The organism is Streptomyces sp. NPDC111516 (genome assembly GCF_055635345.1).
In genome coordinates, this window is the sequence record NZ_JBVKBV010000007.1 from 182,653 (window position 1) to 196,985 (window position 14,333).

Annotated in this window: 11 protein-coding genes and 4 pseudogenes; 6 read left to right on the plus strand and 9 right to left on the minus strand. The window is 70.7% G+C overall.

Translation table 11 applies throughout. From position 1 onward, the window contains the following. Positions 1-155: 155 nt before the first annotated feature. The gene (locus ACZ7L9_RS16425) at positions 156-638 is read left to right on the plus strand and encodes a DUF456 domain-containing protein (RefSeq protein ID WP_471415843.1); all 483 of its coding nucleotides are present in this window, start codon (positions 156-158) and stop codon (positions 636-638) included. A 159-nt stretch (positions 639-797) separates the two neighbouring features. Further along, complete coding sequence (locus ACZ7L9_RS16430; RefSeq protein WP_471415844.1) at positions 798-3,188, plus strand: glycosyl hydrolase family 95 catalytic domain-containing protein; 2,391 nt, start codon at positions 798-800, stop codon at positions 3,186-3,188. Between the two features lie 191 nt (positions 3,189-3,379). Here ACZ7L9_RS16430 and ACZ7L9_RS16435 read toward each other — a convergent pair whose 3' ends face one another. Together ACZ7L9_RS16435 and rsgA are read right to left on the minus strand one after the other, a co-directional pair. After that, positions 3,380-4,756: a bifunctional transcriptional activator/DNA repair enzyme AdaA gene (locus tag ACZ7L9_RS16435; RefSeq protein WP_471415845.1), complete on the minus strand. Its 1,377-nt coding sequence runs from the start codon at positions 4,754-4,756 to the stop codon at positions 3,380-3,382. An 88-nt stretch (positions 4,757-4,844) separates the two neighbouring features. Further along, positions 4,845-6,029 carry a ribosome small subunit-dependent GTPase A gene (gene rsgA, locus ACZ7L9_RS16440; RefSeq protein ID WP_471415846.1) on the minus strand — a complete coding sequence of 395 codons (1,185 nt, stop codon included), beginning with the start codon at positions 6,027-6,029 and terminating at the stop codon, positions 4,845-4,847. Positions 6,030-6,404: 375 nt separating this feature from the next. Here rsgA and ACZ7L9_RS16445 point away from each other — a divergent pair, with 375 nt between their 5' ends. Further along, positions 6,405-6,905: a DUF5949 family protein gene (locus tag ACZ7L9_RS16445; protein WP_471415847.1), complete on the plus strand. Its 501-nt coding sequence runs from the start codon at positions 6,405-6,407 to the stop codon at positions 6,903-6,905. A 157-nt stretch (positions 6,906-7,062) separates the two neighbouring features. Here the strand turns inward: ACZ7L9_RS16445 and ACZ7L9_RS16450 are convergent, their stop codons facing one another. The 5 genes and pseudogenes from ACZ7L9_RS16450 to ACZ7L9_RS16470 all read right to left on the minus strand — a co-directional run bounded on the left by ACZ7L9_RS16450 (position 7,063) and on the right by ACZ7L9_RS16470 (position 9,232). Further along, positions 7,063-7,203 (minus strand): hypothetical protein, encoded by a 141-nt coding sequence (locus ACZ7L9_RS16450; protein WP_471415848.1) that lies wholly within the window; start codon positions 7,201-7,203, stop codon positions 7,063-7,065. Between the two features lie 33 nt (positions 7,204-7,236). Then, the gene (locus ACZ7L9_RS16455; protein WP_389995890.1) at positions 7,237-7,428 is read right to left on the minus strand and encodes a hypothetical protein; all 192 of its coding nucleotides are present in this window, start codon (positions 7,426-7,428) and stop codon (positions 7,237-7,239) included. Between the two features lie 341 nt (positions 7,429-7,769). Further along, a pseudogene (locus tag ACZ7L9_RS16460) lies at positions 7,770-8,058 on the minus strand (hypothetical protein). A gap of 244 nt (positions 8,059-8,302) precedes the next feature. After that, on the minus strand, positions 8,303-8,536 hold the full coding sequence (locus tag ACZ7L9_RS16465; protein WP_471415849.1) for a chaplin: 234 nt from the start codon (positions 8,534-8,536) through the stop codon (positions 8,303-8,305). A gap of 294 nt (positions 8,537-8,830) precedes the next feature. Then, positions 8,831-9,232 carry a rodlin gene (locus ACZ7L9_RS16470; protein WP_471415850.1) on the minus strand — a complete coding sequence of 134 codons (402 nt, stop codon included), beginning with the start codon at positions 9,230-9,232 and terminating at the stop codon, positions 8,831-8,833. Positions 9,233-9,597: 365 nt separating this feature from the next. Here ACZ7L9_RS16470 and ACZ7L9_RS16475 point away from each other — a divergent pair, with 365 nt between their 5' ends. Further along, positions 9,598-10,449, plus strand: coding sequence for a chaplin (locus ACZ7L9_RS16475; RefSeq protein ID WP_471415851.1), 852 nt, complete (start codon positions 9,598-9,600; stop codon positions 10,447-10,449). Positions 10,450-10,653: 204 nt separating this feature from the next. Here the strand turns inward: ACZ7L9_RS16475 and ACZ7L9_RS16480 are convergent. Beyond that, positions 10,654-11,372: pseudogene (locus tag ACZ7L9_RS16480) on the minus strand (thiolase family protein). A gap of 122 nt (positions 11,373-11,494) precedes the next feature. Continuing rightward, a pseudogene (locus ACZ7L9_RS16485) lies at positions 11,495-12,048 on the minus strand (LysR family substrate-binding domain-containing protein); the annotation flags it as partial. A 155-nt stretch (positions 12,049-12,203) separates the two neighbouring features. Between ACZ7L9_RS16485 and ACZ7L9_RS16490 the strand changes: the two are divergent. Both ACZ7L9_RS16490 and ACZ7L9_RS16495 read left to right on the plus strand, forming a co-directional pair. Continuing rightward, positions 12,204-13,763, plus strand: coding sequence for a 3-hydroxyacyl-CoA dehydrogenase (locus tag ACZ7L9_RS16490; protein ID WP_471415852.1), 1,560 nt, complete (start codon positions 12,204-12,206; stop codon positions 13,761-13,763). 189 nt (positions 13,764-13,952) lie between these two features. Further along, positions 13,953-14,197: pseudogene (locus ACZ7L9_RS16495) on the plus strand (site-specific integrase); the annotation flags it as partial. Between the last annotated feature and the right edge of the window lie 136 nt (positions 14,198-14,333).

The window sequence follows — 14,333 nt, forward strand, 5'->3', positions numbered from 1 at the left end:
TCCCGGCAGGCTTCGTCCCGTCACGGCACCAGGCCCCGCCGGATGCCCCGGCACGGTGTTCCCGCCGCGCCGTCGCGGCCCCGAGCTGGATCGACGGCCCCCGGCCGGGGCCGCGCTGACGGGCGGGAGCGGCCGGACTCCGGCACGCTGGTCAGATGGGTGTGTGGCAACTCGTCGCCGTCGGCCTGGTCATGTTCCTCGGCGTGGTCGGCGTGCTGGTACCGGGGGTTCCGGGGCAGGCGATCGTCTGGGCCGCCGTGCTGTGGTGGGCGCTGACCGACGTGACTCCGGCCGCCTGGAGCGTACTCATCGGGGCCACGGCGCTTCTGCTGGCGAACCAGGCGCTGAAGCCGTTGCTGCCGCATCGCCGCCGCCATGAGTCGGGGGCCCCGCGCAAGACGCTGATGCTGGGCGGAATCGGTGGGATCGTGGGCTTCTTCGCGGTGCCGGTGGTGGGCGGGATCGTCGGCTACGTCGGGGCGATCTACGGGGCGGAGCGGTTGCGGCTCGGCAGCAGCGGGGCGGGGTGGGCGTCGGTCCGCTCGGTGATGCGGGCGACCGGCTATGCGGTGCTCGTCGAGCTCTTCGCGTGTCTGCTGGTGACCGGGGCCTGGCTGGGCACGGTGATCTGGAGTTGATCGCGTACACCTGAATAAACAGGTGGATGTCGTACAGATAGACGGAAGCACATCGGATGTCTCCCTCGCTATTGACGCAAGGATGCCCCATGTCTACCTTCCCTGAAGGAATAGCTCGGATGAATCGTTGCGCCTGTATACGAGTCGCCAGGAGACGCCTTGCCCTCAGCACCGGAACCGTCCCGCCCGTCCCGGAACGAAGCCCAGGCCCCTTCCCGTAGAAGCGTTCTCGCCACCGGCAGTGCTATCGGCGGCGCGCTCGTGGTGGGCGGCGCGGCGGCCGTCCCCGCCCGGGCAGCCACGCCCGGCGCCCCGGCGCCCACCGCCCCGGCTCCCGTCACCGTCCACTCCCCCGACGACGCCTGGCGCACGGTCCTGGACGACGCCGACCTGCTCTGGCAGAAGCTCCCGAAGACCTGGTACGAGGGCCCGTATCTGGGCAACGGCCGCCTCGGCTCCGGTATCTACGCCGAGCCCGGCGCCACCACCACGGCCATCCGCTTCAACGTCCAGCACTCCGAGGTCCAGGACCACCGCCCCGAGTTCGGCTCCCTCTTCGGCCTCGCCCGCCTCCCGATCGGCCATTTCACCCTGGAACCGGCCGGCACCATCACGGGCATCGAGTGGTGGATGCGACTGCGCACCGCCGAACTCGAAGGCACGATCACCACCACCGCGGGCACCCTGAAGCTCCATGCCTTCGTCCACTCCTCCAGCGACCTGCTGGCCGTGGAGGTCACCCCGAGCGCGGGTGAGCAGGACTTCCGCTGGGTCTTCCACCCCGCCGACGCGATCAGCCCGAGGGCCGACTTCCAGAAGCTTCCCGCCGGCTATACCGGTAATCCGCCCGCCACCGTCGAGGAGCACGGGGGATCATCGGCCGCCGTCCAGCCGCTGCTGGCGGGTGGCGAGCATGTCACCGCCTGGCGTGAGGTCACCCGCGGCGGGGCACGGACCCTGTACGTCACGGTCACGCACTCGCACCCGGGGGCGACGGCCCGCGACCGTGCGCTGCGCCACGTGAGGACCGCGGCCGACCTCCCGTACGGTCGGCTCGTTGGACCGCATCACATCTGGTGGGACCGGTACTACCGAAAGAGCTTCCTGTCACTCCCGGACGCCCGGCTGCAGCGCTTCTACTGGATCCAGCTGTACAAGACGGCATCGGCGGCGCGTAAGGACGCGCCCGTGATGGCCACTTCCGGTCCCTGGCTCGAACCCACTCCCTGGCCCAACACCTGGTGGAACCTCAACGCCCAACTGGAGTACTGGCTGATCCATGGCTCCAACCACCTGGAGCTCGACGCAATCACCCGGTCACTGAGCGAATTTCGCGACAACCTCTCCAAGGAAGTGGCCGCCCCCTACCGAGCCGATTCGGCCGGACTGCCACGCACCACGGACCCGCACCTGATCAACGGCGGTGCCACCGCCCCCGTCCTCGGCTACGGCGTCGGTATTCCGGGCCAGGACCCGCCCACCCCCGAGGTCGGCAATCTGACCTGGGCGCTGCACAACGTCTGGCTCTCCTACCGCCACACCATGGACAAGTCGATCCTGCGCGACACCTTGTTCCCTCTGCTGCGCAAGGCCGTCAACTACTACCTGCACTTCCTGGCACCCGGTGCGGACGGCAAGCTGCACCTCCCGGCCACGTTCTCTCCCGAGTACGGCGTCAACGCGCCGGACTGCAACTACGACCTGATGCTGCTGCGCTGGGGCTGCCGCACCCTGCTCGACTCGGCGAAGGAACTCGGCGTCCGCGACCCGCTGACCGCCCGCTGGCAGGAGGTGCTGTCCAAGCTCACCCCCTATCCGGTCGACGGGAACGGCTTCATGATCGGCGCCGGGGCCCCGTTCGCGAAGTCTCACCGCCACTTCTCGCACCTCCTGGCGGTCTACCCGCTGTACGAAGTCAATGGCTCCACCGCGGACGAACGCGCCCTGATCGAGAAGTCCCTGGCCCACTGGGTCGGTTTCGAGGGCGCCCTGCAGGGCTACACCTTCACGGGTGCCGCCTCCATATCCGCCCTGCTCGGCAAGGGCGAGGACGCGCTGAAATATCTCGGCGAGCTGATGAGCCGCTTCATTCAGGCCAACACGATGTACAAGGAGTCCGGCCCCGTCATCGAGACCCCGCTCGCGGCGGCCCAGTCGCTGCACGACATGGTGTGCCAGTCGTGGGGCGGCACGATCAGGGTCTTCCCGGCGCTGCCCGCCGCCTGGCGGGACATGACGGTCCATGACTTCCGCACCCAGGGGGCCTTCCTGCTGAGCGCGGTACGCGAAGCGGGCCGGACCCGCTGGGTACGGCTGACCAGCGAGGCGGGCGCGCCGTGCGTCGTACGCCATGGCATCGAGGGTGCCGTCGAGATCCGCGACCGGCACGGACGCCCGCTGGATCACGAGGAGTTGGCCGACGGTACGGTACGCATGCGCCTGCGCAAGGGCGACTCGGCGCTGATCACGGCCAAGGGCGACCGCCCGGATCTGACCATCCGCCCGGTCACTGCGAACGAGCCCGCACCACGCTGGGGCCTGCCCGCCTGAGCCCCGGCCCGAGGTCCCGGCCCGAGGTCTGGCAACGGAGTCCCGGGCCAGGGTCCGACACGGCGGACGACGCGGGTGACGGGTACGCGCGCTCCACCTTGCTGACCGCACGACCGCATTCAGCTAGGCCGAGCGCGCGTACCCCGGCGCCCACTTCGCGAAGAACTCATCCGCATCCACCCGAAGAGGATTCACGGCTGGGACCGCGAAGAGGCCCCCTGGACACTCAGGTGGCGCACGGCGTACGAACGCCACGGCCGCCACCGCTCCGACCCGGGCCTGCCGTCCGGGTCCACATCGGGGTCGCCGAGCGCCCGCATCCTGATCAGTGCCGCCGCTGCCGGGCCGATCCCCGGCAGCCGCAGCAGCGCCTGCTCGGCCTCGTCGCGGTCGGCCCCGGCGTCGAGCCGTACGTCCCCGTCGGCGAGGGCGGCCGCCAGCGCCCGCAGCGCCGGGTCGTCCACCACACCGGCCAGCACCCCCGGCTCGGGGAACACATGCGTGAGCCCGCCGCAGGGGACGTCGAGGACCTTGCCGTACGCCTCCACGAGCCGCACCGCCCCGGACCTGCCCACCAGCGTCCGCACGGCGAACTCCTCCGGGTCGGCTGCGCCCGGCGAGCGAAGCCCGGGGCGGGCGGCGACGCCCGGTGCCAGGCGCGGGTCGGCGCCGAGCCGCCCGTCGACGGCGTACGGATCGGCGTCCAGGTCGAACAGGCGCCGCAACCGCTGCACGGCCGTCGTCAGATCCCGCAGGTCCGTGAGGTGGATCCGGGCGTCGAGCCAGGACCCGGCGGACCGCTCGTCGACGGCCACGATGCCCGTCCCGTACGGCAGCCGCAGGGTGCGCCGGTAGGTGCGCGTGCCCGGCTCGCCGCTGACCTCCTCGATCCGGGCGACCGTCTCGCCGGCCAGCAGATCGAACGCCTCGCGGGCCGCGTACGGCCCCCGGTGGGCCAGCCGCAGCGGGACGCCGGTGGTCCGCGCCTCCCGTACCGCCGCTCCCAGCCCCGTACCGGCCTCGGCCCGCAGAGCGCTGGGCGTACGGGCGTAGATCTGCCGGATCGTGTCGTTGAACTGGCGCACGCTGGCGAATCCGGACGCGAAGGCGATCTCGGTCACGGGCAGCGTGGTCGTCTGGAGCAACACGCGTGCGGTGTGGGCCCGCTGGGCGCGGGCGAGCGCGACGGGCCCGGCGCCCAGCTCCGCGTTGAGCTGCCGCTGCACCTGGCGTGAGCTGTAGCCGAGCCGGTGGGCGAGACCGGGCACGCCCTCCCGGTCGACCACGCCGTCGCCGATCATCCGCATGGCGCGGCCCACGACATCGGCCCGTACGTTCCAGTCGGCGGAGCCGGGCACGGCGTCCGGGCGGCAGCGCCTGCATGCCCGGAAGCCGTTGCCCTGGGCGGCGGCCGCGGTCGGGAAGAACCGCACGTTCTTCCGCTTGGGGGTGACGGCGGGGCAGCTCGGCCGGCAGTAGATGCCGGTCGTCTCGACGGCGAAGAAGAACTCCCCGTCGAAACGGGCGTCGCGGCTGCTCACCGCCTCGTACCTGGTCTGTTCGTCCATCACACCGTCCAGTGTGCGGCACCCCCGGGTACCGCACTCGCGGTTTTCGGACGTCGACCGAGTCGACAGGGCGACCCGCGGGCTGCGGCTACCGCACCCGACCCCTCTTCGCGTCCATGGCCGCCCGGCCCTCGGCCCCCTTGCGCTTCCATTCACGCAGCATCTCGGACCGCACCCGGGCATCGGTCTTGGCGACGATGCGCTGGTTCTCGCGGAGCAGCTTGCGGAAGCTGTCGAGGCGCCGCTCGGGCAGCGAACCGTCCTCGACCGCGCCAAGTACCGCGCAGCCGGGCTCCGACAGGTGGGCGCAGTCGTGGAACCTGCACCGCTCGGCCAGCTCCTCGATCTCGGAGAAGACCTGGCCGACGCCGGTCTCCGCGTCCCAGAGGCCGACCCCGCGCAGCCCGGGGGTGTCGATCAGTACGCCCCCGGAGGGCAGGACCAGCAGATTGCGGGTCGTGGTGGTGTGCCGGCCCTTGCCGTCGACCTCACGGGCGGCCTGCACCTCCATGACATCGCGGCCGAGCAGGGTGTTGGCGAGGGTCGACTTGCCCGCACCGGACGCCCCGAGCAGCACACTCGTACCGCCCGAGACGATGGCGGCGAACACATCGAGCCCCTCCCCCGTGGCCGAGCTGACGGTCAGCACCTGCACACCGGGCGCGATGGCCTCGATGTCCTGGACGAGGTACGAGAGCGTGGCGGTGTCCGGCACCAGATCGGCCTTGGTCAGCACCACGATCGGCTGAGCGGCACCATCCGCGGCGGACGCCCCGTCGCGCAGCAGCGCGTCGCCGCTGGAGCTGGACATGGCGAGCGCGAGGAAACGCTCCACCCGCCCCAGGTCCAGCTCCACGGCGAGGGAGACACAGATGGCGATGTGGTCGACATTGGTGGCGAGCACCTGCCCTTCGGAGCGCTGCGACGACGTCGAGCGGACGAAGGCCGTACGCCGCGGGAGCAGCGTCCGTACGAATTGCGGGTCTCCGTCGGGGTCGACGGCGACCCAGTCGCCCGTGCAGACGATCCGCATCGGATCGCGCGGGACGACGAAGGCGGTGTCGGCCCGGAGCGTGCCGTACGGGGTGACCACGTCGCACTGTCCGCGGTCCACCCGCACCACGCGCCCGGGCAGCAGACCCTGCTCGGCGTACGGAGCGAATGCGGCGGCCCAGTCGTCGTCCCAGCCGTACGGGGACAACGGATGCGACACGGACGCGCCCTGAAGAGAGGAAGAAAGGGACGAGGAGGACGGAGAAGAGGGGAAAGACAAGGGAAACCCTTCACAGGGTGGCCCCGGCAGCGCGCGTACATGCGCGGAGAGTTGAGGAGAGGTCAGCCGGCGACCACGGGGGTGGGAACGATGCTCTTCTGGTTGTGGGCAACGCCCATCGCAACGACAGTCATCAATGTCCTCACCTCCTGGTTCAAGCACGGGCCCGACACCGGCGGTTCTTCCCCGCCGTCCGGAACGCTGCACACGATAGCCCGCGGCCATCGGGTGGCGCCAACACATTTATCCACGCCGTCCGCCGTGCCGCATCCGGGGATGCGCCTCGACCGCATTCGTCGGAGATATTCGCAAATCTCCCTCGATCAGGTAATACGCATGCAAAACCACCGTTCTCAGGCCCTTAGGGTGCCGAGCATGACCTCGCCCCAGACCGCCACCGGCACGTTCACCCAGGCCCAGTTGGGCACGATCACACTGATCGGGTGGAGCGGCGAACACCCGGATGGCGGCTCCGATGTCGCCTTCCTCCTTGTCTACTCGCTCGGCGACGGGGCGGACGGCCCGGCCGCCGGTGGGGCCGCGATGCGCGTGGCCCTGGACCGCAGCGGACTACCGGTCGGCGCCGGGCCGGTGTACGCCGCCGAGACGCCGGGCCCCCCGGTGAAGCTGCTCGTCCAGGCCGGTCAGGCCGTGCTGACGCTGCCTCACCTCACGGCGCAGTACCCCGCACCGCCCGAGTGGCCGGCCGCGGCAGCGCAGCGGGGCGAGGTGCACACGATGTTCGCCACCCGCCCTTGGCACGAAGGCACGCCGGGCCGGCCGGTCGACGAGGAGGTGCTGCGGTCGTTCGCAGCCGACGCGGAGGTCATCATGACCTCCGCACGCTGCATCCTTCCCGTACGCAGCCTGGGCTGAGCCGCCCCCGTACGCCGGATGCCCACCGCCCCCGTGGAACGGTGGGCATCGTCATGCGTGGAGCCCTGGGGCCAGACCCCGGATACTTCTCGGCGGTGTCGTGCACCGGAATGCGAGCGATGGCGGGGGCCTGCGAACGCCCGCGTTCACGTGGGTGTCAGCTGTTGCCGTTGCCGTTGCCGTTGCCGTTGCCCGAGAACACCGGGATGCCGTCCACGAGGTGCGACAGCGCATCGTCGCCCTTGGCGTGGGTCGAGTTCTCGACGCGCGGAAGCGTCGGTTCCGCACTACCACTCAAATGGTTCGTTCCGGCGTGAGTTCGACGCCCCCCTCACCCGTCGAAGGCTTCGTCGGACGTACGGGCGGCGGGCACGCGACTTCCCGCACAGGGCCGCTCGGGCGGTGCCGGCTCCGGTCCGCCGCGGGTCGCCTGCCATTCGGCGAGCAGCCGGTCGTAGATGGGTGTGGCGTCCTGTGCGTGCCGCTGCCGACCGCAGGGGTGTTGGCTGTCGTACTGGTCCATGATTGCCCCCTACCCGGTGCGACGGGTGACGCCCGCCGCCACTACGGCAACCGGCCCAGTCCGCCCGCCCGTTCGAGGGGTCGGCACACACGACCCGGGGCCGGCACACCCGGGCCACCGATGATCGGCTGGCGCGTGGATGTGCCGGCCCCACGGTGATTCATGTACTGCGGACAGGCGGGCTCGAAGCCGCACCCGGTGAAGTCCTACCGACGATCGAAGTGGCGACGGCTGCCGAGGCCATAATCTTCTTGATCATTGAATAGTCCTTCTGGGATTTCTGTTGCTCGCCTGCCCGGAGGTTCGCCGCACGGGTGGGGAAGAGGCCGTGGCGTGACGGGTCAGCTGCCGAGCGGCAGACCGCCCATCAGTGGGGCCGCGCCCTGGGCCGCACCGGTCGCCATCGGTCAGCTTGGTGATGGTGCCGTTCTTCTGCGTCGAATCGGCGGCCCCGCCGACCGTGTCGACGATCGGGTCGACAGCCTGCGGTGCGCTTTCCACCACCTCGTTGACGCCGCTGTTGAGGCTGAAGCCGGGGGCCGTGGTGGTGGTGACGGCGAAGGCAGGAGCAGCCGTTCCCAGAGCAGCCACGGAACCGGCAACGAACGCAGCGGTCTTCGCGTACTTCACTTTCGGGTTCCCTTCTGCAGCGGCATCCATTGCGGGCGCGTATCCGCTCCGCACCAGCCTTCTTTAGCCGTGACTTCTGCCGCTTTTCCCCTTGGGTAACGATGTGGTTGCGTCCGGGCAACTGGACGAGCTCGCCTTTTCTCGGCGCCCTCGATCGAATACCGGAAAAGGGGAAGGCCCCGGATCGCATCGAATGCGTTCCGGGGCCTTCCCGTCATGAGCGTTCGGCTCGGCCGACCAGAGGTCAGGAGGTCGCGCAGGTGCTGCCGGAGACGGAGTTGAGCCAGCTGACCACGCCGAGGCTGTTGCCGCAGAGGTTGAGCGGGACGCTGGCCGGGGCCTGGACGACATTGCCGGACAGGGGGCCCGAAGAGTTACTGGCGGTGCCATCGGCGCCGGAGTCGGCGAAGGCGGGGGCGGCGGCACCGACCGCCATCAGGGTTCCGGCGGCGATGGCGGCAACCTTGGCGTACTTCACGTTTGTCCCTTTCTTTTGACGGAGTCCGGAGCGGTCACGTCCTTCGTGCCGCACGAGCGCGGTCTTGATCACTCGTAACTCCGCCACTGCAATTCGTAACGATTTAGGGCCGCAGGCGAAACTATTCAAGAAGAAGGTTCTCGAAAAAACGGCCCGAATGGAGCAGTATCGTTCGCTCGACGTCATGGGTGGGATCGCCGGACCATTCGGGCGGCGATACCGGGAAGGGCAACAGCGGGCCCGGGCCGCGCGGAGGAGGAACGCCGACGGCCCGGGCCTGTCACTGCGGCCGGATCAGCTGTTGCCGGTACCGTTACCGGAGAGCGCCGGGATGTCGCTCAGGACGTGCGACAGCGGCTCATCGCCCTTGGCCTGGGCGGAGTTCTCGGTGCACTGCTGGTTCTGTGGCGAGGCCAGCACGTTGGCGTCCGGGACCGCGACCGGGACAAGACCGACGAGCGAGCCGACGTCGGCCTTGGCGGGAAGGCCGACGCAAGGCTTGTTCAGGCTGCCCTGGGCCAGACCGAACTGCGGGCTGCCGTCACCATGGGTCTCCGCGTTGCCGAAGGCCTGCGAGGCTCCGCTGCCGTTGACCGAAGTCGTACCGCCGTCATCGCCGATCGCCATGGCCTGCGTGGCGCCCAGGCCGAGGGCGGAGGCGGCCACAGCGCCAGTAGCCAGAACCTTCTTGATCACGATTGGCCCTTCTCGTACCGAATGCCCGCGCAGGAGCGCCCTGCCCAACTCGCGACCGGACGTTTGGTTCTCTCCGTTCACCCGAATGCCCGGGGGGATGGCGTCACCATGAACGCGCATATGTAATCCGTTCGAGTGATCACAAGATTTCCACGCATTCTTGCGTTTCCTCGACAATCCCTCCTCGTTATGGATGTCACCAAGCGTGCGACTCTGCATTCGGCGTTCGACCTGCGGAAGAACCGCCGCTTGCCGACTCACGCAGGGAAGAAGCCCGGGGTGATATTCCCGGCAGAAGCTGCACCGAGTGATGAATGAACCGCGAGCATCGCGCTCGCGCGAAGTGTCCTAGGAAAGGGCAATCAATGCGAAAAGCCTTGAGCAAGAGCGTGCTGGTGATGGCGGCGGCGTCGGGCATTCTGACCGCGGCCGGCGGATACGCGTTCGCGGACGCCTCCGCCGATGGTGCCGCCGTCGGTTCGCCGGGCGTCGGCTCGGGCAACGCCGTGCAGGTGCCGGTGCACGTTCCCGTCAACGTGTGCGGCAACACGGCCAATGTGATCGGTCTGCTGAACGCGGCGTCCGGCAACAAGTGCGCGAACGGGAGCAGCGGAAGCGGCAACGGCGGCCACGGAGCGAGCGCCGAGGGCACCGCGGCTCAGTCTCCCGGTGTGCTGTCCGGCAATGTCGTCCAGGCTCCCGTGCACGTTCCGGTCAACGCGTGCGGCAACACGGCCAATGTGATCGGTCTGCTGAACTCGGCGTCCGGCAACGAGTGCGCGAACGGGAGCGGGCCGAGCACCGAGCCGCCGGTGGTCAACCCTCCCGTGGAGCCCCCCGTTGTCACGCCCCCGGTAGTCACGCCGCCGGTGGTCACACCCCCCGTAGTCACGCCGCCGGTGGTCACGCCCCCCGTGGTCACGCCGCCGGTAGTCACACCCCCGGTCACGCCCCCCGTGGTCACGCCTCCGGTCACGCCCCCCGTGGTCACGCCACCGGTAGTCACACCCCCGGTCACACCCCGCGTGGTCACGCCCCGCACCGATGAACCGCGGGCTGGCAATGAGCCCAGGGTCACCGCCGGGGCCCCGATCACCACCGCGCAGCTGGCGCACACGGGTGCCGACACCAACCTGGGCCTGGCCGGCGCGGCGAGCGCCGCGATGGTGCTCGGCGGAACCCTGCTGTACCGCCGCACTCGCGCGGCGAGGAAGTGACCGGCGCAGCCGGTAGGTAGCGGACAGAAGCACTGAGGTGCGTGGGTACGGCCGAGGCTGTACCCACGCACCTCAGTGCGTTCCTCGGAACCCGTCATGACGAGCGCGTTGCGCAGTACCGAGCGGATCACCAGCAGCGGCGGGAGGCCGTTGCCGCGGGCGGTGCGGTGAGACGCTGTGCGTCTCACCGCACCGCGCCTTGCCTCAGAGCCTGTCGGCCTCGATGCGCTCGAAGATCGCGGCGAGCCCCTGTCCGCCGCCGATGCACATCGTCTCCAGGCCGTACCGGGCCTCGCGGCGGTGCAGCTCGCGGGTCAGTGTGGCGAGGATGCGGGCTCCGGTGGCGCCGACCGGGTGGCCGAGGGAGACGCCGGAGCCGTTCACGTTGACGCGCTGCTCGTGGTCGGTGCCGCCGAGTCCCAACTCACGGGTGCAGGCGAGCACTTGGGGTTGACGCCGCCCGCGGTGACCCTGCCCCGGGCCAGCGCGTCATGGAGCTGGAGGCCGGGGCCCTTGATGCCCCAGCGGCCTTCGTGGGTGTAGTACGGGGCGGCGCTCATCACGTCGACGCCACCTGCGATCACGACCTCGCTGAAGCCGGCACGGATCTGCATCGCCGCGTCGAGGACGGCCTGGAGACCGGAGCCGCAACGGCGGTCGATCTGGGCGCCGGTGACGGTCTCGGGCAGCCCGGCGTCGAGGGCGGCGACCCGGCCGACGGCGGGGGCCTCGGCGGAGAGGTAGGCGTGTCCGAGGATCACCTCGTCGACCGCCGCGGGGTCGATTCCGGTACGGGAGACGACCTCGGCGATGACGCGTGCGGCGAGTGCGGCCGGCGTCTGCTGTGCGAACACTCCGCCGAAACGGCCGATGGGGGTGCGCAGCGGTTCACAGATGACGACATCGAGCTGCTGGTCGGGCACGGCTTGACCTTTCGGTGGGCTCAGAGCCTGTCGGGTGGCGGGGGCGTGTCCCGCCGACCCTCGCACCCGGTGACTGAGCCGGTCCAATATCCAGTTCGCCCTGGTTCCAGACGTAGCGCGTCTCAATGACGGCTTGCGGCAGGCCGGTCCCCCGCGGGACCCGCCGGGGTGGGCAGGGCTTCCTCCGCCACCGCGAGCACCGCCCGCAAAGCGGCGGAGGGGTTGTCGGCCCCCGCGAGGCCAGCGCCGCCTGGAGCCGGATGGGCGGCCCGGACAGCGGCCGGTAGACGAGGCCGTTCTGCTGGATGTGCTGGACGGAGGTGACGGTGAGCGTGACGCCGACCCCCGCGGCGACGAGCGCCAGGATGGTGTACGAGTCGGGCGCCTCCTGCACCACGCGCGGGTTGAACCCGGCGGCCTCGCAGGCCTCGACCATCGCGTCGCGCACCGTGGAGCCGGTGTTGGCGGGGAAGGAGACGAAGGGCTCCTCGGCCAGGACCTCGATGGGAACGCTCTCCAGCCGGGCGAGCCGGTGGTCGGAGGGCAGCGCGCACACCAGCTCCTCCTCGTCGATCACCCGGTACGCCACCCCCGGCTGGGTCACCGGCAGCCGGACGAACCCCAGGTCGAGCGAGCCGTCGGCGACCCGGTCGAGGGCGACGTTCGCGTACGTCTGGGACCTGTCGGTCGCCGACCGCGGCCGAACTGCGGCTGCTGCGTGAGGACGTGGACCCGGACCGCGTCTATCTTCGCTGAGACGCATCACATGTCACACCCCGATCACCTGTCATACCCGATCACACGTCATACCTTGAGAGGACCGCAACCGCCATGCGTATCAGGATCGTCGGCGCCGGAGCCATGGGCCGCGGCATCGCCCAGTGGGCGGCGACCGCAGGACACACCGTCGAGCTGTGCGACGTACGTACGGAGGCGGTGACGGCCGCCGTGGACTTCGTACGGTCCATGCTCGAACGGGCCGTGCAGAAGGGCCGGATGTCCGCCGAGGACCGTACCGCCGCCCTGGCGCGGCTGATCCCGCTGGACGACCCGTGGGCACAGGGCCCGGACGTCGAGCTGGTCATCGAGGCCGTGCGGGAGGACCTCGACACCAAGACGGAGGTCTTCGGCCGGCTGGAGCAGGCGCTGCCCGCGACGGCCGTCTTCGCGACCAACACCTCGTCCCTGTCGGTCACCCGGATCGCCGCGGCGCTGAAGGATCCGACGCGCCTGGCCGGGCTGCATTTCTTCAACCCGGTACCGCTGATGAAGATCGTCGAGATCGTGCCGGGCGCGGCCACCCGCCCGGAGATCCCGCCGGCCCTCACCGCCCTCGTCGAGAGCTGCGGACACCGCGCGGTCACGGTCGCCGACACCCCCGGCTTCCTGGTCAATCACGCCGGGCGCGGCCTGGTGACCGAGGCCCTCGCCCTGCTGGAGGAGACGGTCGCCGACCCGGCGGACATCGACCGGATCGCCCGTGACGTGCTCGGCCTGCGGATGGGCCCGTTCGAGCTGATGGACCTCACCGGTCTGGATGTGACGGCCGCGGTGATCGACTCGATCTGGCAGGGCTTCCGGTACGCGGACCGGCTCCGCCCCTCCTACCTCACCCCGAACCGGGTCGCCGCCGGGCTGCACGGTCGCAAGACCGGGCGCGGCTGGTTCGCGTACGGCCCCGAGACGCCCGCCCCGGTCCCGGAACCGCCGGTCACGCGTGACGCGGACCGCCCGGTGTTCATTCACGGCGCCGCGCCGCAGGACCGGGACGCGGCCGCGCTGCGTGAGGCGCTGACCGCTGCGGGAGCGGTCGTCGAGACAGGCACGGAGCCGTCCGCCGACGCCCTCGTCCTGGTTCCGGTCTGGGGCACCACGGTGGCCTCCGCGGTCGCCGCGCACCGGCTGCCGGCAGGGCGCACCTTCGGCGTCGACCCGCTGCCACCGGCCGGCCGGCGCCGGGTGCTGGCCGTGACCCCGGCGGTGGATCCGGCCGCCGCGCGCACCGCCCGCGCGGTGCTGGCCCGGGCGGCGGACGGCGACGAGCCGTACGCGGTCTCGGTGGTACGGGACACGGCGGGCTCGGTCGCTCAGCGGCTGCTGGCCTCGATCGTGTCGGTCGCGGCAGGGATCGCGGAGCGCTCCATCGCCTCTCCCGCCGATATCGACCTGGCCGTCACGACCGGGCTCGGCTACCCCGTCGGCCCGCTGGCCTGGGGCGACCGGATCGGCGCCGAGCGGATGCTGGAGCTGCACCGGGCGCTGCACCGCACGACGGGCGACCCGCGCCACCGCCCGAGCCGCTGGGTCACCGAACGCGCCCAGCTCGGCCTCGCGCTGACGGACCCGGGTACCTCACCCGCCGACTGCACGACCGGCAACGCGTTCTCTTGACCTCCCATCCCCGCCCTTCGGGACTCCGACGGAGTCCTGAAGGGCGGGGATGCCTGCCACGGCCGGCCGGCCGTCTCGGTGGGTTCCTGCTTCTTCGCGCTGCGCCGGAACACGAAGTCCTGGTGGCGGACGACGAGGTCGGCGAGACCCTGGAACTCTGATGGCGATCAACCGCTTCATTGCCCGCCGCGACATCCACCTGCGGGAGAAGACCCTCACTTCGTGCTGGAGGCGGTCCACTGGGACGCCGGCGCTGCTCGGCTGCTGCCCCGCCTGCTCAGGGGTCGCACCCGCGGTCCGTGTTCGTCACCCACCGCCGCCCGGGATCGGGCAAGGTCGTCTCGCCGCGGCATGTGTGCCCGCACACCGGGCCGGCCCGGCTGTCGTACGGGCAGGCCCGCGCGCTGCTGGACCAGCACACCGCGGCAGCTGGGGTGGTTGGCACTAGGGCCTCTCGTTTGGATCAGGCCGGATCAGGGAGCGGGGTCCGGAGCCGTGCATCGCAAGGCGGAGGAAGGAGTCATGGCGGAGCCAATGGGGTCTCCCCTGCTCGAGCGGAGCCGAGAGCTT